General features: G+C 57.4%; 17 protein-coding genes. 7 read left to right on the top strand and 10 right to left on the bottom strand.

The genetic code is table 11. The annotated features are described in order from the left end of the window. Nucleotides 1-101: 101 nt before the first annotated feature. The 3 genes from AB5Y97_RS12725 to ygeW form a co-directional block, all read right to left on the bottom strand. A complete protein-coding gene (locus tag AB5Y97_RS12725) occupies nt 102-1319 on the bottom strand; it encodes a YgeY family selenium metabolism-linked hydrolase (RefSeq protein WP_101530615.1) in 1218 nt (405 codons plus the stop codon). 125 nt (nt 1320-1444) lie between these two features. Then, the gene (gene dpaL, locus AB5Y97_RS12730; protein WP_139494859.1) at nt 1445-2644 is read right to left on the bottom strand and encodes a diaminopropionate ammonia-lyase; all 1200 of its coding nucleotides are present in this window, start codon (nt 2642-2644) and stop codon (nt 1445-1447) included. Between the two features lie 137 nt (nt 2645-2781). After that, complete coding sequence (gene ygeW / locus AB5Y97_RS12735) at nt 2782-3969, bottom strand: knotted carbamoyltransferase YgeW (protein WP_201946419.1); 1188 nt, start codon at nt 3967-3969, stop codon at nt 2782-2784. Between the two features lie 607 nt (nt 3970-4576). On the opposite strand from ygeW, the gene AB5Y97_RS12740 reads away from it, so the two are divergent. Continuing rightward, complete coding sequence (locus tag AB5Y97_RS12740) at nt 4577-5170, top strand: hypothetical protein (protein ID WP_201946417.1); 594 nt, start codon at nt 4577-4579, stop codon at nt 5168-5170. 41 nt (nt 5171-5211) lie between these two features. On the opposite strand, the gene AB5Y97_RS12745 is transcribed toward AB5Y97_RS12740, so the two are convergent. After that, nucleotides 5212-6216, bottom strand: coding sequence for a Wadjet anti-phage system protein JetD domain-containing protein (locus AB5Y97_RS12745; protein ID WP_201946415.1), 1005 nt, complete (start codon nt 6214-6216; stop codon nt 5212-5214). A gap of 212 nt (nt 6217-6428) precedes the next feature. On the opposite strand from AB5Y97_RS12745, the gene AB5Y97_RS12750 reads away from it, so the two are divergent. From AB5Y97_RS12750 to AB5Y97_RS12760, 3 genes are all read left to right on the top strand, one after another. After that, nucleotides 6429-7670 (top strand): triacylglycerol lipase, encoded by a 1242-nt coding sequence (locus AB5Y97_RS12750; RefSeq protein WP_201946414.1) that lies wholly within the window; start codon nt 6429-6431, stop codon nt 7668-7670. A gap of 479 nt (nt 7671-8149) precedes the next feature. Next, the gene (locus AB5Y97_RS12755; protein ID WP_167556490.1) at nt 8150-8353 is read left to right on the top strand and encodes a hypothetical protein; all 204 of its coding nucleotides are present in this window, start codon (nt 8150-8152) and stop codon (nt 8351-8353) included. Between the two features lie 298 nt (nt 8354-8651). After that, a complete protein-coding gene (locus tag AB5Y97_RS12760) occupies nt 8652-9278 on the top strand; it encodes a heme-binding beta-barrel domain-containing protein (RefSeq protein ID WP_368158103.1) in 627 nt (208 codons plus the stop codon). A gap of 36 nt (nt 9279-9314) precedes the next feature. On the opposite strand, the gene AB5Y97_RS12765 is transcribed toward AB5Y97_RS12760, so the two are convergent. From AB5Y97_RS12765 to cmoM, 6 genes are all read right to left on the bottom strand, one after another. Then, nucleotides 9315-9842 (bottom strand): hypothetical protein, encoded by a 528-nt coding sequence (locus AB5Y97_RS12765; protein WP_230599627.1) that lies wholly within the window; start codon nt 9840-9842, stop codon nt 9315-9317. A 158-nt stretch (nt 9843-10000) separates the two neighbouring features. Then, complete coding sequence (locus AB5Y97_RS12770; protein ID WP_201946412.1) at nt 10001-10387, bottom strand: septal ring lytic transglycosylase RlpA family protein; 387 nt, start codon at nt 10385-10387, stop codon at nt 10001-10003. A gap of 255 nt (nt 10388-10642) precedes the next feature. Beyond that, nucleotides 10643-15070, bottom strand: coding sequence for a chromosome partition protein MukB (mukB, locus tag AB5Y97_RS12775; RefSeq protein ID WP_157160721.1), 4428 nt, complete (start codon nt 15068-15070; stop codon nt 10643-10645). A 3-nt stretch (nt 15071-15073) separates the two neighbouring features. Continuing rightward, on the bottom strand, nt 15074-15793 hold the full coding sequence (mukE, locus tag AB5Y97_RS12780; protein ID WP_005345759.1) for a chromosome partition protein MukE: 720 nt from the start codon (nt 15791-15793) through the stop codon (nt 15074-15076). Beyond that, nucleotides 15774-17108: a chromosome partition protein MukF gene (gene mukF / locus AB5Y97_RS12785; protein ID WP_042080843.1), complete on the bottom strand. Its 1335-nt coding sequence runs from the start codon at nt 17106-17108 to the stop codon at nt 15774-15776. Before mukF ends, mukE begins: the two co-directional genes overlap by 20 nt. Before the next feature lie 100 nt (nt 17109-17208). Continuing rightward, nucleotides 17209-17985 carry a tRNA uridine 5-oxyacetic acid(34) methyltransferase CmoM gene (cmoM, locus tag AB5Y97_RS12790; RefSeq protein WP_031227571.1) on the bottom strand — a complete coding sequence of 259 codons (777 nt, stop codon included), beginning with the start codon at nt 17983-17985 and terminating at the stop codon, nt 17209-17211. Nucleotides 17986-18086: 101 nt separating this feature from the next. Here cmoM and elyC point away from each other — a divergent pair, with 101 nt between their 5' ends. The 3 genes from elyC (at nt 18087) to pfkA (ending at nt 20869) form a co-directional block, all read left to right on the top strand. Further along, nucleotides 18087-18857: an envelope biogenesis factor ElyC gene (elyC, locus tag AB5Y97_RS12795; protein WP_201946409.1), complete on the top strand. Its 771-nt coding sequence runs from the start codon at nt 18087-18089 to the stop codon at nt 18855-18857. A gap of 135 nt (nt 18858-18992) precedes the next feature. Then, entirely contained in the window at nt 18993-19748 is a 756-nt protein-coding gene (gene tpiA / locus AB5Y97_RS12800) for a triose-phosphate isomerase (protein ID WP_047440675.1), read from the top strand. Nucleotides 19749-19897: 149 nt separating this feature from the next. Further along, entirely contained in the window at nt 19898-20869 is a 972-nt protein-coding gene (pfkA, locus tag AB5Y97_RS12805; protein WP_005336840.1) for a 6-phosphofructokinase, read from the top strand. Nucleotides 20870-22318: the final 1449 nt, after the last annotated feature.

Here is a 22318-nt window from a genome sequence, read left to right on the forward strand (position 1 = left end):
AACATCACTTCAAACAGCAAAGCCCCGCCTCAATGGAGACGGGGCACTTGCCACACTTGCGACAGCCGGGCGGCGATGGCAGTCACCACCCGGCAGACCCCTTACTTGTCCAGCTCGGCCAGATAGAGCATGGGGATCACGGCGTACATAGCGGCGCACTTGACCAGATGCTCTTTCCAGGTTTTCTCGTTCGGGGCGTGGGCCTCCGGCTCTTTACCCGGGCCAAAACCGATCACCGGAATACCGTGTCGACCCATGATGGAGACCCCGTTGGTAGAGAAGGTCCACTTGTCTACCACCGGCTCCTTGTTGAACAGCTCGCGATAAGCCTTGGAGAGGGTTTTGACGGTGATGTGATCCTCCTCCACCTTCCAGGTCGGGAAGTAGCACTCGGTCGGGTAAACCAGACCGGTGTAGGCCGGACGGTCGTACTGATACATGGAGACCTCGGCACCGGCGGCTTGCACCGCAGGCAGGGCTCGGATCTCGTCGAGCGCACCTTGCCAGGTCTCGCCCCAGGTGAGACGACGGTCGATGGAGACGGCGCAGCTGTCTGCCACGGCGCAGCGGCTTGGCGAAGTGAAGAAGATCTCTGAGACGGTCAGGGTGCCCTTGCCGAGGAAGTCGTCGTTGCCTAGGTTGTGGCTCAGCTCCTGCAGCTCGCCGAGGATGGGGCCCATCTTGAAGATGGCGTTGTCACCGCGCTCCGGCGCAGAGCCGTGGCAGCTCACCCCCTGCACTTCCACACGGATCTCCATGCGGCCACGCTGGCCACGGTAGATCTGGCAGTCGGTGGGTTCGGTACTAACCACGAACTCGGGGCGGATCTTGCTCTGCTCGATGATGTACTGCCAGCAGAGGCCATCGCAATCCTCCTCCTGCACGGTACCGGTCACCAGCAGGGTGTACTGATCTTCCAACCCCAGATCCTTGATGATCTTGCCCGCATAGACCATGGAGGCCATGCCGCCTTCTTGGTCAGATGCGCCGCGGCCACCGATGATCTCGTGATCTTCCATCCCCTCATAGGGGTCGAACTTCCAGTTGGCCATGTTGCCGACGCCCACGGTATCGATGTGGGCATCCATGGCGATCAGGTGCGGGCCGTGGCCGATATAGCCCAGCACGTTCCCCATGGGGTCAATCTCGACCTTGTCAAAGCCAACCTTCTCCATCTCCTGCTTGATGCGCAGCACGACGCGCTCTTCATCGCAGCTCTCGCTTGGGATGGCGATCATGTCGCGCAGGAACTGACTCATCTCGGCCTTGTACTGGTAGGCCTTCTCCAACACCATTTCAAACGGAATTTGCTTGCTCATTGTGATTCTCCATAACAACTGAGAGTGCGCGGCCTGTTCGTCGACAGCGCCCTGTGCCCGTTACCGCACCCCGTTGGCGAGGTGCGATCAGTTCTCCAATTCGTGTCTCTGCTCTGGCGGGAGAGTTAGTCGCAGGCAGGATGCTTGCCTTCCCACACCACTTCCCGGTAGTGGGTCACATCGGTGTCCCCTTCGGTGTTGATGATCAGCACCACGGAGTCGCGACTTAGCCCGAGACGTTCCATCAGCGCCGCGCGATCCGGGTGGTGACGCACTGCCGCCAGCACGCCGGTACCGACCGAGCCGGACTCACCGGAGATGATGCGAGGGTCATTGCCAAGAGGGTTACCGAGCACTCTCATCCCTAATGCCGACACCTTGTCGTGACAGGAGATGAACTGGGTGGTGCAGCTTCTGAGCAGCGGCCAACCGAGGGGGTTGGGTTCGCCACAGGCGAGACCGGCCATGATGGTGCGCATATCGCCACCCACGTTGACCATCTCCCCCGCCACGCCGGATCGATAGATGCAGTCGGCCTGATCCGGCTCGACCACTATGCTGTGCAGATTTTTCGCCCCGAAGCAGTCCACCAGATAACCGAGCACCCCGCCCGCCAGCGCCCCGACCCCGGCTTGCAGCAGCACATGAGTCGGCTGCTTGATACCCATACCCTGCATCTGCTCGACCGCTTCGTCGGCCAGGGTGGAGTAACCCTGCATGATCCAGGTCGGGATCTTGGTGTAACCCTCCCAAGCGGTGTCCTGCACGATGTGCCAGCCGCGCTCTTCGGCCATCTTCATGGTCAGGCGCACGGTGTCGTCGTAATTCATGTCGGTGACGATGCACTCAGCACCGAGATTGAGAATGTGGTCAACCCGCTCCTGGGCAGAGCCCTTGGGCATGTAGACCACCGCATGCTGACCCACCTGTTTGGCGGCCCAGGCAACGCCACGACCGTGGTTGCCATCTGTGGTGGTGGCGAAGGTCATCGGCTCCTTGATGGTGCGTTTGATGAGATCGAAGGAGAAATCCTCGATGGCCACCCCGTACTTTTCACAGAGCAGGTTGGCAATGGCGTAGACGCCACCCAGCATCTTGAAGGCATTGAGACCAAAGCGCTTTGACTCATCCTTGACCAGAATATTTTTTACCCCGATATAGGCGGCCAGATCTTTCAAATCACACAAGGGGGTTGGCTCATAACCGGCCAGTTTTTTATGAAAAGCGCGAGCCTTTTGTGCTTCGGCGCGAGAAAACAGCGGAGATGGCTCGGCGGTAAAAAAGCGGTTATCGGCAATATCCATCTTCAGCGAAAATTGGGACATGCTTACCTCACTAGGCGTTACCTGACAAAGAGCTGCCTCGCCGGGAGATCCGTTATTCAGATGCCACGGGGAGAAAACTCGAAATAATTGATTAGACAGCGTGGGCAGGATGAATATTCACCCTGCCCTGCCGTTATTTATTTCACCCGCTTTTGCGCCTCTTTAATCAGATTCTCCAGGGTTTCTGCCGGGGCGGAGAATTTACGGGCCATGATCATGGCGGCGATAATATAGGGCTTCCAGCTCGCCTCTTTGTAAGTGGCGATACGGTATTTCTCGAATACCCCTTCGGTTACTTCGCCCTCTTTGCAGGAGACGCCGGAAATATCGGCGGGCAGGCAGTGCATATAGAGCGCCTCGCCCCCCTTGGTGAGCGTCATCATCTCCTCGGTGCAGTGCCAATCCTTGTGCTTGGCGTTCTGCTCAAGGCAATGTTTCTCCAGCTCTTTGAGGCCGGCGTGGTCATTGGCGCGCAGCAACTCGGTGCGCTGCTCCATCACCTTGTAGGGAGCCCAGGACTTGGGATAGACGATATCGGCATCTTTGAACGCCTCTTCCATGGAGGTGACCTGACGGAAGCTGCCACCGGAGGCCTTGGCATTCTCCTTGGCCACTTCGATCACGTCCGGGATCAGGTCATACCCTTCCGGATGGGCCAGGGTCACGTCCATACCGAAACGGGTCATCAGACCTATGATGCCCTGGGGCACGGAGAGCGGCTTGCCGTAGCTCGGGGAGTAAGCCCAGGTCATCGCAATCTTCTTGCCCTTGAGGCTCTCCAGGCTGCCAAAATGCTCCTGCAACCAGGCGAGATCAGCCATGGACTGGGTCGGGTGATCAATGTCGCACTGCAGGTTGACCAGCGCCGGACGCTGGGGCAGCACGCCCTTCTCGAACCCTTCATCCAGTGCGGCGCCCACTTCGCGCATATAGGCGTTACCGGCACCGAGGAACATGTCGTCACGGATCCCGATGGCATCGGCGCAGAAGGAAATCATATTGGCGGTTTCACGGACGGTTTCGCCATGGGCGATCTGGGATTTGCCCTCATCCAGATCCTGCTGGGCCAGACCGAGCAGGTTCAGCGCAGAGGCGTAAGAGAAGCGGGTTCGGGTGGAGTTATCGCGGAAAACCGAGATACCGAGCCCGCTGTTAAACAGTTTGGTGCAGATATTTTCGGCGCGCAGGGTCTTGAGGGATTCGGCCAGTTTCAATACCAGCTCCAGCTCCTGAGGGGTTTGCTCCCAGGTCAGCAGAAAATCTTTTTCATGCAGGTTGGATTTGAGTGCCCTGATCTCTTTGATTAATTCGTTAACTGCTTTCATCGTTCGCCCCAATCATTGGATGAGATATGGATAGCTCCCCTTTCACTCACGATGTCACCAGCATCCCGGTTGTGGGTGAGCGCGTCGGTTAGCGTCGATATGAGGCAATCAATAACCATGCCAAACCAATAAAATGCCGGTAGATATTAATAAATGGCGAAAGTGTGTGATGCCACCCACAAAATCAGTGGCTATTTCATCGATTTAATCCATAAAAATGTGAGCAGATCAGCCAGGCCATAAAATAGCAAGGTGATAATAATCAGAGGCGATATCTCGGCATCGGTGAGAATTATCATCAAAGGTCAGTTTCAAGGGCTGAAATGATATCAGCGGGGCTGTCGTTATCATTATGATAATGCCGTGCAGCGACTTGCTCTTTTGTTACGACCTCTTCTGCAGAAATGTCTCGGCCATCTCGCCTCCCCTGCACTCCCGTATCACCTCTCGCCTTATCTTCCGGCCACATCGCTGGGCGCGGTTGGCCCAAGGTGCTAACGTGAATACGCCAGCTGCGCATCTGTCTCGGATGCACAGAAGAGGCCGACGTTCACTGCCACAACTGCGCGGAGGAACCTGCATGACTTACATCTTTGAGGGATTATCTATGTCCAGGAATGCTGCTCTGCTCATCACCCTGACCCTGCTCGGTATCACCCCTGCCCACGCCATCAGTACCAAATATGCCGAGCAGCTGGAGCGATCTGGTTGTACCCAGGTCACCGAGGCGCAGGGTTGTGACATTCACAAAACCAAAGCGGAAAATGCTAAGGCGGGATTTGGCGCGGCCGCCCCGGCCGCGGAGGGCGGTCTGAATCTGAGCTATGAGCAGAAGCTGGAGCGCTCGGGCTGCACTCAGGTGAGCGAGCTTAATGGCTGCGATATCAACAAAACCAAGGCTGAGAACGCGGCTGCCGGTGTTGGCAATGCTCCGGCTGCGGCAACCAGCGGCAGCCCCTATGCGGGCAACTGGATCGCCACCTTCCCCCAAACTGGCGCCACCGTGGCCAACATCCGCATCGATGGCAAGGATCAGGTGTGGGTCAACGACAAGAAGGTCAATGCCAAGAAATCCGATGGCGCGCTGGTGTTCAAGGATGGCATGGTCATCTACACCATTCAGGGGGATCGCCGCATCAAGGGTGAAGATGGCTGGGTCGATAATGATGCCGGCACCAAGGGGCCCATCAACGCCAAGTAAACAGCTGACCACGAAATGACGGGGAGCGCGGGCTCCCCGTTTCACACCTGATTGCCCATCGCGTCCAATGACCAGCTCCGCCAGTGAGGGGCCAGAATCAATACCTCCTGCTCCAGCCAAGTCCCCTCTGTGATCAGTTTCTCAAGCCAGAGAACGCCTGCCGACGCGCCATGACCATCAACCTGATCAGCCTGCGTCGTCACACGCCAGGGCACCTTGCCACTGTCCGTCGCAAAGGTGCGTACTGGACGGGCATAGTGCTCCAGATAAGGTTGCAGCTCACAGGGAAGCCAGAGCATGGCCGGTCGATTTAGCTCACGCGCCAGCTCGATGGCAATATCGATACCCCGTTGATCGAGATCGCCAAAATGGGCCCACTGCACGCCCGCAGGCAGCAGCGGGATAAGCTGCTTGGCCAGGGTGGTATTGCGACCGGGGGCAAAGAGCAGCAGTCGCCCAGGTTGCAGCGAGTAGTCGACAAAGGCCCCCTTGTTCTCCACCGTAATGACCCGATCCCCTTGCCAGCCGATGGCAGCCAGCGTGCCCAGAGTCCGCTCCGGCAACGCCAATTCCCCCAGCAGCGCCATCATTGCCGTCATATCGTGCTGCTGACCCTGCTGATCGACCAGTGAGAGCGGTTCGAGGGTGCGTATGCGGATCACCTCATCTTGAGTTAGCGACAAGTTCGCAAGCTGTGGCGCTGCAAGGGGTGCTGATCGCGGATGCTTGCTATCCCCATGCCAGAGGGCATAAAAGCAGGCCTGATTGAACCGTGCAGGCAAACTCACTCCCATTCGTTGCAGCAGCTCACCCTTGTTCGGTTCGGGGTGCTCTGCCCGTGCCAGTTGTCCGGTCAGATAAGTCCGCCCCGCGTCGGTCAACGCATAATGAGCACCTCGGCCAACCGGCTTGATCCCGGCCACTGCCTGCAACAGATCCTTCAACTCGCGGCCATACCGACTATCAAGGGAGCAGCCCTTCTCGTTCTGGCTATCGAGCAACCGTGCACACAAATCCTGTACCCGCACCTCATCAAACAGCGACATCCTCACCTCTCCATGTGGCTTCATATGACAAAGTAGAGGTGATTTTCCCTGTCATTACCGTGACCGGCTTCGCAAGCGGTTCTTATCAGCCCCGCCATGCATGGCCCGTTACTGGTAAACCCGCCACAAAGGGCGCAAGCTGGTTTGATATAGAGATACGCTGCGCTCTTCGCGGCACGACAACGCGATACCCGCTTTCACAAGGGCTTGCCATGACCGACGCCACAGACCCCTCGCCATCCTCTTCCTGGCATCTTTCGGATATCCGCGAGCTGGCGCAACTGCTGACTCTGGCGCTGCCCGCCGCGGTAGAGATCACCGAAGCGGTACATCAGGCGGTACTGAGCGGTATGGGGCTCAAGGGACGGGATGAGGGAAAAACAGCCGGGATCACCGGGCTGGTCTACAAGGGGGTACATGGCACCGCCAACAACCTAAGCAGCGGCATCAACCATCTGCTCAGCCGCCTGCCAGCCCCACCGCCGCCCCACCAGATCCCCGAAACCCCGAAACGCGCGGCCCTGATCGCCACGCTCAACGGCGTGTTGGGGGACAAGCTGGTCGAGCACCACAATGCCCTCGCCACCCCCATGACCCTGCGCTATCAGGGCAAGCCCCTCGATTGGCAAGCGATGCCGGAGGATCTACCCCGCGAGGGACGGGTGCTGCTGATGATCCATGGCCTCTGCATGAACGATCTGCAGTGGCAGACCGAGCATCAAGGCAAACCGGTCAATCACGGGGAGCAACTTGCCAACGCGCTTGGCTATCAGCCTCTTTACCTGCGCTACAACTCGGGCCTGCCCATCGCACAAAACGGGCAGCAACTGGCCATGTTGTTGGAGCAGTTGCTCGCCCACTGGCCGGGAGAGCTCAAAGAGATAACGATAATGGGCTACAGCATGGGGGGACTGGTTGCACGCAGCGCCTGCCACCATGCCAACCAGGCCGGGCTTACCTGGCTTGCGCACCTTGCCAACCTTATCTTTCTCGGCACACCACACCACGGCGCGCCGCTCGAACATGCAGGTCACTGGCTGGAGCAGTTGCTGCCCGCCACCGCCTACAGCGAGCCCTTCGTCAGACTGGCTCGGCTGCGCAGTGCTGGCATCAAGGATCTGCGCCACGGCAAGGTGAACGATGAAGTGGCCCAACCCGACCCCGCCGCGCCCTTGCGCGATCCCCGCGTCCCACTCCCCTTGCCCGGCGGCGTCAACTGCTATGCCATTGCCGCGACCACTGCCGCCAAGCGCAGCCTGCTGGCAGACCGGCTGATTGGCGATGGACTGGTGCCGCTACGCAGCGCCCTCGGCCAGCACAACGAAGCGCGCCATCTGCTGGCTTTTCTTCCTGCCCATACCCTGATTGTCTATCGCACCAGCCATATGGCCCTGCTCGCCAGCCCGCAAGTGGGCCAGCAACTGCTGCGCTGGCTCGACCCCTTGCAGTTATAGCGAGCTGGCTATTAAAGCAACAGAGTGCTGGTTCACAAAGGAGCCCTTTGGCACTCTGGGACGTCAAAGGGAAGACCCACACTGACACCTCATGTGTCCCCACTGCAAAGGAGCGCCACCGATGGCCAAAGCAAGCAAGAAAGAGATCAAGAAGAAGATCGCCGCTCGTCTTGAGAAAATTGCCAAGCATGAAGGCAAGATCAAGAAGCTGAAGAAGGCCCTGAAGTAGGGCCCATCGCATAAGAAAAACCGCCAGCTGGCGGTTTTTTCATCCCTTTTTGCCCCTCTCCCATCGCTTTTGATACCGATGGACTTGATGTAAACGCCTCAAGCGCACCTCAGCAGAACAACCCGACTGAAGCCACGCACGTTCTCATCGCTGATATTTGGTCTAACAGCGCCAATCGGGCGCCGCGCGCCCCCTTGCCAGCAACTACCTTCAACGGAGTGTTTGATATGAGCCAGCAGTGGAGCGCCATATGTTCTCTTACACCCTCACCTTCAAAGATGATGTCGACCGCCTGACCGCCCCCGAGCAGGAGATCACCTTGCAAAGCCCCGCTCAGGCGGGGGATTTTATTATCCTCTCCGACGGCAGCCGCCATCAGGTGATGTTTGTCACCCACCGCGCCCACTACAGCAGCCTCTATCTCGATAAAGGGGTCAGGGTGCCGCAGAGTTAGTGACTATCGCCTTCAATTGATGGGGCTGAGTGAAATATTCACGCCGTTGACATAATAATCATCGCATCATGTCAATGTTCCTTTCTCGCTACCACGATATATCTGAGGAAGCGCGATGAAAAAATACAATATTGTCTTATATCAAATTCAATTTATTTAGCCCCGAAAAAACAAATCATAACTCACAAAAACTAACCACCATCACTCAATATCATTGACCACATCCTTGGTCCGTTATAACAATTACTTTGCTGAACATATTTATTCGCAAGTCATTATTAGTGATGGAGTTATCACAATGAATAAAGTTATCTTACCCATAGCATTAATTACCTGTGCCACGCTCGCTCACGCAGAGTCCAGCACTATTATCAATGGTCTGGATTTTGGTCCATTAGCTCAGTTGGCTGGCACATGGAAAAGCACCGATGCTGGTGGTGTAGATGTAGCACCCGGCCAGGAGGGCAGCAAAGTTGGCAAAGGGGGGCCAGCAGTTGAACCCTTTTACGAAGTCATTACCTTTGAACCGGCAGCCGATGCAAAAAATGCTAGCGAACAATATCTGGTAGCCATGTATTACAAACAGGAAGTATTCAGAAAAAGCGATAATGGGAAATTTCATGACCAACGCGGCTATCTGATTTATGACAAGACTAATCAGCTTGTTTACAACTCATATTGTATACCCCGTGCAGTCTGTGTGGTCACTGAAGGCAAAGCGGGTAACAAAATCGAGTTCAAGACGGGCAAGCGTGGTATTGCGGAAAGCAATTATATGACCATTAATGATTCCACCACGGATTTCTCGATGACTCTGGACTTCTCAGAGAAAGATCTCCTCAAATACAGTCAAACCACCAACCTGATGGTGTATGGCAAGCCATTCGCACACTCCGATAGTGCATCCCTGACCAGCACCAATTGATGTTTCATAGCCAAGGTATTCATTACCTTGGCTTTTTTATATTCGTCGATAGTCTATCCTGATGGCATCCCTATCCCACTCGGGATTGAGCACACCGGCATACCAGAGTGTCAGAATGACATCCATCTGATTGTTATGCTTCACAACCTTGCCGCTCTTACAGGCCGAGATCACCTCCAGCCATAACTGCTCGGGATTAATCGGTTTGGTAATATCCTTGTGTGACAATAAATCAATGGCAGCCAACACATATGCTCTGGTTTTGGTCGCAGCTACATAATGAACTGGCATGATGCAACTGATACAACCAAGACTGCAAAGAGTCAAAAAAGTTACCTTTGGATTATTTTTGAATTTTCCTGTACTGATATCACCACCAAATGCTTCAGCAATAGCCATATCCCAGGCGGTGGCATGCCCATAATTATTCTGCACCATCAGATGAACAGCTCTCAGCGCTGCACCACCATATTTACCATAGATAATCATCACTAATCCCTCCGTTTGCCCCATAGTAAGGCCGAACAGGCGAGATAAGCTAAAATAAATATCAATCACGATCATCGATTTTTTCCATTGATAACAAATCCATTTTTAGCTGAATTAAATATTGATCCATGTCAATGTTATATCTTTATCTACCGAAAGGCTGACTGGTCGATGTCAGCCTTCCAATATCATTCATCAACATCCATTTTCGTGTATAAACGGGTTCACCCAGCCTAGAGCACCTCTATTTTTACTTTGATAATCCCGTCGCGAATATTGCCGATGGCGCTAAAGGCAGATTTGGAGAGATCGATAATACGCCCGCTTTTAAAGGCGCCACGGTCATTGACCTTGACCACTACGCTCTTGCCGTTGGCGAGGTTGGTGACCCGCACCATGGAGCCAAAGGGCAATTCCATATGGGCGGCGCTATTGAGGTTGTTGCGATAGATCTCGCCGCTGGCGGTCTTTTTGCCATGATAACGGTCGGCATAATAGCTGGCGTAACCGGTCTCGCTATAGCCGCGCCAGCTACCGCCGTGACTCTCGTCATAACGGCTGCTACAGGCCGCCAGCAGCAGGCAAAGAGATAACAGCAGCCCTTTCTGGATATGTTGCACCTTTCCCCCTCTCCTCTCTTCTTTTCGCTCTGCGTTATTTTTACTCTTCGATGCAGTCCGTGATGCTCGCGGCATGTTTGCAAGCAACCTCTCACCTTGCCATAGCTCCAAGGCACTCGCCATGTTACTCGCCTTGTTGTCAGGCAGCAGCGACGGTGCGGCTACTTTGCCATATCTTCCATGTAAAAAGGGAGGCAAATGCCTCCCTTTCAACTAGTTACCGGTCATCCCGTGACGGGATGGGCCAGAGACTTCTCAGGCAATCAGCTTGTCATCGGCAAAGCCGAAGCCGCGCAGGCCTACCACATGCACATGCTCGTGCTTGCCCTGTACCTTGCGGATGAGCTTGTAGGTGGTGCCCTTCTCGGGGCTGATGTTCTCGGGCGCCGCGATAAGCAGCTGCATATCCTGCCGCTCGCACAGCTCGAACAGGGTGGCGATGGATTTGCCATCCAGACGGGCCGCTTCGTCGAGGAACAACAGACGGCAGGGGGCGATATCCTTGCCGCGCAGACGGCGGGACTCCTCCTCCCAGCTGATCAGCACCATCAGCAGGATGGCCTGACCGGTACCGATCGCCTCGCCGGTGGAGAGCGCACCGCTCTCGGCACGCAGCCAGCCATCGGCCCCGCGCTGCACCTCGATCTCCAGCTCCAGATAGTTGCGATAGTCGAGCAACACGTCGCCCATTACCTGATAGCTGCGATCCCCCTGCTCGATCTGCGGATTGAGGCGCTGGAACAGCTTGGCCATCGCCTCGGAGAAGCTGAGCTCCTTGTCGGCGAACAGATCGTTGTGCATGGCGGTTTGATCGGCCAGCGCCGTCAGCAGACGGGTGTGGGCCTCGCGGATATTGACGTTGAGGCGCACCCCGCGCACCAGACCGAAGGCGATGTTCTGCAAGCCCTGGTTGAGCACCCGGATGCGGTTCTGCTCGCGGCGGATGATGTTGGTGATCTTGGCCGCCACTTCGTGGGAGGAGAGCGACAGGTGGGTTTCCCGCTGCTTGAGCTCGTCAGCCAGACGGGCCAGCTCGATCTCCATCTCCTCGATCGCCTCAACCGGATCATCGGAGCGGATGATGTCGTTGCGGATACGATCCTTGAGGTAACGGTAGACCTGCACGTAGAAGGCGACCTTCTGCTCGGTGCTGCGGTTGCCCTCGGAGAGACGCAGCGCATCGCGCAGGGCCTCGTCGTGGGCCACCGCCACCCGCAGGGCGCCGAGGGCCTTGTCCGACATTGAACGCAACTCGTCGCTGTCAAGGTACGCCAGCTCACGCTTGTTGAGGCGCTTCTCGACATCGGTCTCCCGCGCCAGCCGCACCACCCGCGACCAGCTCGCCTTGTGACCCACCAGGGATTTACGGGCGCTGTAGTAATCCTTCCCTTCCAGCTTGAGACGGCCACCGAGGGATTCGATCTCGCGCTTGGTCACCTGCAACTGGGCCTCGGCGCTGGTGCGACGGGAACGGGTGCGGATCAGCAGCTCTTCAATCTCTTTCTTGTGGGCGCGCGCCTTTTCCTCCATATCGTCAGAGAGGGTCAGGCCCATGGCCGCCAGCTCCTGCTCAAACTCGGTCAGGGTCTGGCGCTTGGCTTCGACGCTGGAGTTAAGCGCGGTACGCAGTTGCAACGCCTCGGTGTGGCGCTGGGCAATCTGCTTGTGCTGCTCACCAGCGGTGCGGGCCGCCAGCTCAGCCGCTTTCAGCTTCTCTTTGAGTCGCTCGCTCATCTCGGAGGCCTTGCCCAGCAGATCTTGCGCATCCTGATAGGCAAAGTGCGGCAGACGGGCCACCAACTGATCGAGGGCGTAGCAACGGCGCTTCTGCTCGGCCAGCAGGTCGCTCACCTCATCGTAAGCTGCCTGCAGCGCCGCAAGATCCTGCGGATCCTGACGCAGCACTTGCACCATGGTTTCCAGCTTTTCCAGCGACTTGCCGTGTTTGGCGATAAAGGCTTCGGCCTGTTTCAGCGCTTCCACATCGGCATGAGCCGCCTCGAGGCGGGCCGCCAGTTCAGTTTCGGCAAACAGGTGGGCAAAGGGCAGCATCCCCTGCACCAGCTGGATATGGCGGGTCAGCTGGGCGGCGGCCGCTTTGGCATCACTCAGCTGCTTGTCGCACTCACCGATGGCACCTTGCAGCGCGCGCAGCTCGGCCTGTTTGGCCTGCACTTCGGCTTCCGGGTCGGGGCGGAAGGCGATATCCAGATGCTGACCGATAAAGTCGCGGAAGTGACCGTAGAGACGGTGGTACTTCTGCTGCTCGAAAGCGGCCTTGGCATAACCCTCGATCAGCCCTTCACGCTCAAGGTCGAGCTGCTCGATCCGTTTTTCCCGCGCGGCGCGACCAAACAGCGGCAGCTCGGGGTAGCGGGAGAAGCGCACCTGACGCTTGCTGGTGCGCACCAGCACGGCGTCTCCCAGCTCGTCCGCCTCCACCAGATCCTCGTCAAAGGAGTCGGGGTTGCCCTGAATCAGGTAGATATCTTCCGGGCAATCCTCCAGCTTTTTCAGCCGCTCGATGGCGCCTTCAAGGTCGAGCACTACCAGAGCGCTGCGAGCCGGGCCGTAGAGCGCGGAGTAGTAAGGGGCATCGTCGATGGAGATGTCGTCATAGACGTCGGAGAGCAGCACGCCCCCCACCTGCTCGGCGATGCGGGCAAGACGGGGATCCGCCTCGCCAGCCCCCAACTGCAGGTTGCGAATTTGCAGCTCCAGCGCCTGTTTATGCGCCGCGATGCGGTTGCTCTCCTGCTCGAACTCGCGCTCCTTGTCGAGCACGGTTTGCATACCGGCCGAAAGCTCTTCGGCGGTGGCGAGCGGCAAACCGCTCTGCTCACGCAGTTGCTCGAGCTTCTCGAACGATTTCAGCCAGCGCGGAGCCAGCTTGGTGAGCTCCGCAATATCGCGACCCAACTGGGTGCCCTGATGTTCGAGGCTGGCACGGCGCTGATTCACCTCGGCTTGCTGCTCGGAGAGCTCCTCCTGACGGGTACGCTGGGCTTCGAGGAAGATCTCCAGCTCATCGCTGCTGGCAATCAACTGGCCAGAGGCCTGCTGCAGCTCATCGCGCAGCTTGAAGAGACTCTTCTGGCTTTCGCTCTCTTTCTCGAGGCGAGCCAGCGCGGCGCGCAGCCCCTGCCCCTGGGCAATGCGAGCCTTGTCTTCGATGTGACGCTTGAGCAGCGCCTGCGCGGTAGGCCAGGCGGCCTCGCGTACTGTCTCCGGAGCGATGCTGAGCAGCAGCGCCAGCGCCGCTTCGTGCTCGGCCACCGCCGCCTTGGCCAGCGCCAATTGCTGTTCAGCCCCCAGCACCCGGCTGGTGAGGCTCTGCTCGGCGGCGCGGAACTGGTGCAGGGTGTCGCTCGCCTGTTCGGCGGTCAGCCCCGGCAACTCGCACTGCTCGCGGGCAGCATCGAGGGCCTGCACCGCCTGACGGTACTGGATGGCGCGGGTCTGCTGGATATCGAGCGCCTGCTGGTAGTCGGCCAGCTGGGTCTTGAGGCTGTCGACTTCTGCCTGCGCCAGCTCCTTGCGCTCTTCCACCTCCAGCAACTGGCCGTGGATCTCCTCCACCACCGCTTGCTGCTGCTCGAGTTTGTCAGAGAGATCCGCCAGATCGGCGCGATACATCTCGATCTTCTTCTGCAGAGAAACCGCCGCCATCACCTTGGCCAGATGCTCGGAGGCAGACTCCAGCTCGTCGGTCAGCAGTTTTTCGCGGTTGGTGAGCTGCTCCACCTCATCCACCAGATAGATGGCGCGCTGCTTCTCTTCGGCCAGAATGCGGCGCTTGTCGGCCAGCTCCTGGCGAGCCTTGAGGGCCAGCTCGGAGAGGCGGCTCTTCTCGGCGGCGTTGCGCACATAGTCCGCTGCCACATAGTGGGTGGTTTCGGTGATCAGGTTCTTGAACAGATCCCGCTGACCCTGGGTCTCCTTGATGGCCTCCAGCGTGCGGCGGTTTTCATAGATGGCCGCCTCCATGTCTGCAAACGCCTTGCGCACCCCGGAGTTCTCCGGCAGCAGGTATTCGCGCAGGGAACGGCTGATGGACGAGGAGATGCCGCCGTAGAGGGATGCCTCGATCAGGCGATAAAACTTGCCGCGATCCTTCTGGTCACGCAGCTTCTTCGGGGTGATGCCGAACTCGAACATGAAGTTGTGATAGTCGGTCACCGTATTGAATTTGGCGACTTTCAGCGCCCCCAGCTCGGCGGCCGCCCCTTTCAGATCGGTAAAGGCGCGTACCCGCCCCTTGCCGCCATCAAGCTTCTCCAGCAGCAGATCGGTCGGAGCCAGATTTTCCGGCACATCCACCAGCGCAAACGGGGTGATGTTGACCTTGTTGTCGCGGTTGGCCACCTGCTCGAGGTGCACGCCAACCCAGATCCGCTGCTCGCGGCTGTTCATCACTTCCAAAAGTGAATAGCAGTGGCCGCGCTGCAGTTTGCCGTAGAGCCCCTTGTCACGGGAGGCGCTGCTCGATCCCGCTTCCGTGGTATTGCGGAAGTGAAGCAGTGACTGATCGGGGATGAGCGCTGCGATAAAGGCCGCCATGGTGGTGGACTTGCCCGCACCGTTGCCGCCGGAAAGGGTGGTGACCAGCTGGTCGAGATCGAAGGTCCGGGCAAAGAAGCCGTTCCAGTTGACCATGGTCAGGGATTTGAACTTGCCTCGCACCGGTTATACCTCCAGATCCAGTTGTTCTTCATCGAGATCCGCCTCGATGTCATCAAAGAGCGAGTCGCTGCTCGGCATTTCGTCGTCGTGGAAGATAGCTTCACCCTCCTGGATCATCCGCAGTTGAACGGCACGCGGATCTTCATCGGAACGCACGTCAGCGGCGAAACGGAACACCGATTCGTTGACACGGAATTTATCCCCATTGCCAAGGGCGGTGATCATGCCAAGACGGCGCAGGCGACGCATGGAGGTGCGGATCTTTTCGAGCAGCTTCTTTTTGTCGAGATCGGTACCGCCGGAGCGGCTGTTGACCATCCGCAGCAGCTGCTTCTCGTCGGCGAGACTCAGCACCTCTTCTTGCAGCTCGGCCATGGCGAATACCCCTTCAGAAGCCAGACGATCCGGGCTCAGATAGAGGTAGCAGAGCACCTTGCCCACCAGCATATCGAGCTCGGAGAGCACAGTGGTGCCGATGTCGGAGCTCGGGCGCGGACGCAGGTAGAAGAAGCCTTCCGGCGCCTTGATCAGCTCCACCTGATAGCGGCCGTAGAAGATCTCCAGCTCGCTGTGATATTCGACCAGCGCCGAATGCTGCTCGAACTCGTCGGCACTGATGTGGCGACCGGAGCGCAAGGCGGTGTCGATGCGCGGAAACAAGGGGTTGGCAATCGCCTCTGCGAGCCGCAGCGGCAAGGGAAACTCAGTATTGATCAATGACATAGGCCTGAACCTTGGATCCAGCTTGGTTAATGGGTTTCCATGCGGGTTGGCGATGCAGTTCGCGCTCGCCGCTAGCATGGCCCAGGCGCACGGCCTGGTCGATCAGAAGACGCGCCACATCGAAGTGGGCATGAGCCGGGTAATCCAGCAGGTATTCCCGCAGCACATCGGCCAGATCCAGATGCTGCCCCTGCTCGGGGTAGCGGGCCAGATAGCGCTCTATTCGCTCGGCCAGCTCCTGGTTGATATCCACCATCTCGACGTACTCCATCTCGAGGGGCACCTCACCGGTCACCTCCTCGTCGTGGATGGCGATGGTTTCGTCGCGCAGCTCCAGCAGACGGGGCTCTTCGGCCACCCGCAGCTGCCAGTTGTGCTGCTCGAAATTGCGGATGGACTCGCGCAGCCGCTGGCTGAAGGCACGGTTCTTGTCCATGTCGATGGCGTTGCGGATAAATTTGTGGACGTGTCTGTCGTAGCGGGACCAGAGCTCGATGCACTGCTGACCCCAGCTGGTGATGACGTCAAGACGCCCCTGCAAGGCGTGAGTCAGCTCCTCGACGTGGAACAGATCATCGCGCCCCTGCGCCGCTTCCTGAATGTTGAGTAGCCCTGCCTGCAGGCGGTGGCCGGCAGCGTCCAGGGTATCCTGCAGCTCGCGCAGGGTCTGGCCGGTCTCGTGCAGCAGTTTTTCGCAGCTGTGAATGGCATCGACCCAGTTCTGGGTCAGCAGGGCCGCGATCTCGCTCTTGACCTGATTCTGCTGCTCATCCATGGCACGCTGGGTGAGATCAATTCGCCCCAGGGTCTCTTCCAGCGAGAAGGTGAGGCGCGGCAGCACCTCGGCATCCCACTGCTCGCGGGTGTTGGTCTCGAGCGCCGCCTTGCGGGCGGTGTCGAGCTCGGCAGCCAGGTGTTCGAGCAGAATGGAGAGCTTGATGGAGTCAACCTGACGCTGATCCATAAAGAAGTCGACGATGCTCACCCCCAGGCGCGACAGGCGGTAGAGGCTCTCCCCCGCCACCATGTCGGTGTTGAAGCGCGACAGCAGCTGCTGGCGAATGAGATCGTTGATGGCGTTGTTGGCGCGACCGGTGAGGGTCTCGTCCATCTGGCCGAAGGCGCTGCTGACATAGCCAAAGGCATCGTGCAGCGCCGCTTCCGACAGGTCCGACTCATCTTCGGATAGCGTCTTGATTGCAATCAGAAAGGCCAGCCGATCGGTCGGCAGGCTCAACGCCAACCCCTCCTGCCTGACCCACCCTACTAGCTCCGGCAAAGAACGCTCTGGCAGGGTACGGGATGTACTCATCATGATGTTGTCATCTCGTTGTTGTATTGGGCGCAAAATCGTGCGCGCGGCTACATCCGGTAGCATCGAAAACATGGTTCACATCGACGTGAACAGCGAGCAATCAGCTGGCCGGCTTCTGGGCCATCACATGGATATAGCGACCGAGGGCGACAAAAGGCTCCTGACGGCAATATTGCTGCTCCATGGCCAGCAGATCGTCGAACTTCTCCACCTGATCCTGCTTGTGACGCATATAGTCGTGGATCACCCGCACCCCGGTCTTGCCGATGATGCGCAGCCCCCCGCGACCAATCCAGTCATAGACCTGTTCCGGCAACTGGGGATTGGTGGGCGTAAGCGCGGTCTGGCGCTTCTTGCGAAGGCCAAGGCGCACATAGTCAAAATTGCCCACCACCAGGCTCTGGAACAGCAAGCCATGACGGTTGTAAAAAAGCAGCGACAGTATGCCCCCGGCATTGACGAAAGGGAACAGACCCAGCAAGGTCTGGCGCGGCTCGGCGAGCCACTCCAGCACCGCATGGCAGAGCACCAGATCAAAGGTACCGGTCACGTGTTGCTTCAGATCCTGAATGGGGCAATGGATGAGACGAATTTTGTCTTCCAGCCCCTTCTCGGCGATCTGGCTGCGGGCCAGTTCCAGCATTTCTGCTGACAGATCGCACAGCTCCACCTGATGGCCCATGGCCGCCAGCTTCTGGGCGAAATAGCCAAAACCGCCCCCTGCATCGAGGATGCGCAGCGGTCGGTTGCCAAGGCGGGCCAGGCAGGCTTCGATGTCGCTCCAGACAATGGTGGTGCGGATGCGCCCCTTGGTGGAGTCGTAAATGTTGCGGGCGAACTTGTCGGCGCGCCCGTCAAAACTCTGATCGTGCTTCAAGGAGAAACTCAACATTAGCGCCACAGGGTTGTGGCCATCCCAAAAAAGAGAGGTATTCTGTCACATCCCGAATTTGCTGAAAACTCAAGGAAGTGTCTGCCGTGTTTGTGCTCAAAAAGTGGCTTGGTCAACTGTTGATGCCGCTCCCCTTCTCCCTCTCCCTGCTGCTGATCGCCCTGCTGCTGCTCTGGTTCACCCGTTTTCAGAAAACCGGCAAGCTGCTGGCCACTCTCTCGCTGCTCATTGTGGCGCTGATGGGGATGCGGCCAATGAGCTATGAACTGGCCCGCGGCCTGGAGCAGACCTTCCCGCCGTTCGAGGTGAGCAAGCATCCCAACATCGACGCCATCGTGGTGCTTGGCAATGGCCATGTCAGCGACCCGGCGGTGCCGATGCGCAGTTGGCAGAACAATATCGCCCTGGCCCGCACCCTCGAAGGGGTTCGCCTTGCCGAGGCCTATCCCGACGCCGAGCTGGTTTTCTCCGGCTATGTATCGGGGGATGCCCTCTCCAATGCCGAGGTCAACGCCCGGATGGCCGAGAGCCTCGGCATACCCCGTTCGCGAATGGCGTTGTTTGAAAACAACAAAGACACTCATGATGAGGCGGTCAGTATCAGCCGCCATCTGAAAGGAAAAGAGGTGGCGCTGGTCAGTTCTGCCACCCACCTGCCGCGCGCCATGGCCCTCTATCAGGGTCAGGGGCTCAACGCCGTGCCGGCCCCCACCGATTACACCGCCAAGCAGAGCCAGGTACCCCAGCCGCTCTACAGTTATTTGCCCAAAGGGCGTTATTTGATGTATTCCGAAGCTGCCATCCACGAATGGATTGGGGTATGGTGGGCTCGTTTGCGGGGGCAGGTTAACGAATGAGCGATCAAGCGTTTCATTCCTGATTTGGATCAGGAAAGCGAAAAAAAATTACGTCATTTGCCGCCGGGTCAGCTATCTTGGGCTCGGTTCAATTCATATAATGTCGCGCAATCAAATGCCTAGGAGATATACAAGATGAGACAGCACCTGGTAATGGGTAACTGGAAACTGAACGGCACCAAGGCTTCTGTAGAAGCTCTGATCAAAGGACTGACCCCGGCTGCTGCCGCTCATCCTTCTGTACAAGTCGCCGTCTGCCCGCCGGTTATCTTTTTGGGTCTGGTTGAGCAACTGACCGCTGGCAGCAAGATTGCGTACGGTGCCCAGAACGCCGACGTACACGAGTCTGGTGCCTTCACCGGCGAAAACGCCCCCTCCATGCTGAAAGCCTTCGGTTGCACCTACTCTCTGGTCGGCCACAGCGAGCGTCGTACCCTGCACGCAGAGACTGACGACGTGGTTGCTGCCAAGTACGAAGCGATCCAGAAAGGCGGCCTGATCCCGGTTCTGTGCATCGGTGAAACTCTGGAGCAGTTCGAAGCCGGCGTGACCAAGAACGTGGTTGAAACCCAGCTGAAAGCCGTTATCGACCGTTGCGGCATCGCCTCCTTCAACAACGCCGTTATCGCTTACGAGCCGGTATGGGCCATCGGTACTGGCAAGACTGCCACTCCGGAGATCGCTCAGTCCGTTCACGCTCACATCCGTCAGTACCTGGCCGGTTTTGATGCCGCCGTTGCTGCCAAAGTACAGATCCTGTACGGCGGTTCCGTCACTGGCGCCACTGCAGCCGACCTGTTCGGTCAGCCGGACATCGACGGTGGCCTGGTCGGTGGTGCGTCCCTGAAAGTGGACGACTTCTCCCAGATCATCGCTGGCGCTGCCAAGTAATCGCTGATTACGGCAAAGAGAGGGGCTCGTCCCCTCTCTTGTATCGCTTTTCCTATGGTGGCCCCCGCATCCCATATGAAAGCCGATATAGTAAAAGTGGCTTGTCTATTTAAACATTCGTATTTGACAACTCAGATCCAGAGGCACTCATGACCAAACAAATCAAACGTATTGGTGTTTTGACCAGTGGTGGCGACGCACCGGGTATGAACGCAGCCATTCGCGCCGTGGTTCGCGCCGGTTTGCATCATGGCCTGGAAGTTTACGGTATTTATGATGGCTACCTCGGTCTGCACCAGGATCGCATCGTCAAGCTGGAGCGTCACAGCGTTTCCGACGTGGTGAACCGTGGTGGTACTTTCCTCGGCTCCGCCCGTTTCCCTGCTTTCAAAGACCCCGCAGTGCGCGCCGAAGCGATCGAAAACCTGAAAAAACACGGTATCGATGCGCTGGTCGTCATCGGTGGTGACGGCTCCTACATGGGTGCCAAGAAGCTGACTGAAGAGGGTTTCCCCTGCATCGGCCTGCCGGGCACCATCGACAACGATATCGCCGGTACCGACTTCACCATCGGCTTTGATACCGCCCTGAACGTGGTGGTTGACGCAATCGACCGTCTGCGCGACACCTGCAGCTCCCACCACCGTATCTCCGTGGTCGAGATCATGGGTCGCCACTGTGGCGATCTGGCCATGTCCGCCGCCGTTGCCGGTGGTGCCGAATATGTGATCGTACCGGAAGTGGCTTTCGACAAAGAGAAGCTGCTCAAGCAGATTAAGGAAGGCGAAGCCAAGGGCAAGAAGCACGCCATCATCACCATCTGCGAGCACGTAACCGACGTGAACGCACTGGCTAAAGACATCGAAGCCCTGACCGGTCGTGAAACTCGCGCCACCATCCTCGGCCACATCCAGCGTGGCGGTGCCCCGACTGCCCGTGACCGCATCATGTCCAGCCGTATGGGTGCTTACGCCGTTGAACAACTGCTGGCTGGTCACGGTGGTCGCTGCGTCGGTATCCAGCGCAACGAGCTGGTACACCACGACATTATCGACTGCATCGAAAACATGAAGCGTCCGTTCGATCAGGAGCTGTACAACCTCTCCACCACCCTGTTCTAAGCCACGCGGCTTTTAACCGGTTGTTGATGACAAAAACCCTCCATCGGAGGGTTTTTTAATATCTTACAAAAACGGGGGCATCGGCACGCTGTGTGGCCCTCACCATACGGGTTGCCTGATTACCAACCCTTGCGCCATCTGACTGATCACCAGCCTTCCTCTCCTCACAGCAACCTGCTTCAGCCTACGAACAGAGTTCCGGTATTGTCGTGGATGTTTTATCACTGCGAACCGGATTGCGTTGACCTGTGCTCTGTCGACCCTGAAACGAGCTTGTTCAGCCTCCTCGTCATACGCCGCTTTTTATATCTCAATCTTGCAGAAGGGATTCAGATATCTTCCCCAATCATGCTCCGGCGCAGTTCTCGTATTGCACTCACATGACTCACGCAGATGCACCGGCTACGCAAATCGCTACTCGCGCCCAGCCCAGCCCAGCCCAGCCCAGCCCAGCCCAGCCCAGCCCAGCCAGAGAATACGCCTCTGGCCTATTGCGCACCTCACTCTTGCTGCGATCATGTCTATTCCGAGGCCAACGGGGAAATTGGCGCTGATAAAACAGCCAGCTGCTACTCTGTATCCCCCCGATGCACCGCTCTCCTCCCTATGAACCCAGTGTATTGCTGTAAAAATGCAGAGACTCTGGACTGATAAAGTGATGGTGTGACAAGGGCTGGCAACCAGACTCTCTCCATAGACTTCTTTTGGATGGGCTATCTACGTCAGGAATCGTCAAATCATTGCCTTGCGCACTTTTTATGGCTTCAATGACACTATTACGAGGGTGAAAACTTATAAAATGCCATTTGAGTTCCATACAAAACCTTTCACCAAACCAACCAACAGCTCACCAACTAATTGAATTTAAATAAAATAACCATAAAAACAGAATCTTGAATGCCTGACATGTCATGACAGGTGATAAAATCAGCTCAATATGACAAAAATAGCCATCTCAACCAACAGAACAAACAAAGCAGTTGTTTTATCAATTTACACCTTGTTTTACCCCCTTGTTATGGTATCTTGACTACATCAACCAACAACTTAGGGAGAGAAAAATGAAAGAGTTTGTCGTTACTGCCGTTTTCACGGTGTTTTTCACCCTGGTTGCTGTCTCTCTGCCCTCACTGTCACAGTTTTGAGCCGGATAGAGAGGCATCAATCCGGACCGACCCTCTTTACCATGTCTGTTTAATCGCCACCAACTGGCGTTTTTCAGTAATAATGCCGAGATGGTCAACATAGATATGATTTCATCACGTTGACGCTGTTTCTTTCGCCACAAGGGTTAACCAGGATGGTTTAACCATATGGCCTGATGGAGTAGAACCAGCAGCAGATCATATCCGAGGGGAGCAAGGCTCCCCTTTTTGTTACCCGCCGTTTGACAATCCCCTACCTCGGCATCTACAACATACCGGTTGACGCCATACGGCCCATGCCCAC

It is taken from the genome of Aeromonas sp. R10-2 (genome assembly GCF_040908445.1).
Lineage (GTDB): Bacteria > Pseudomonadota > Gammaproteobacteria > Enterobacterales > Aeromonadaceae > Aeromonas > Aeromonas veronii.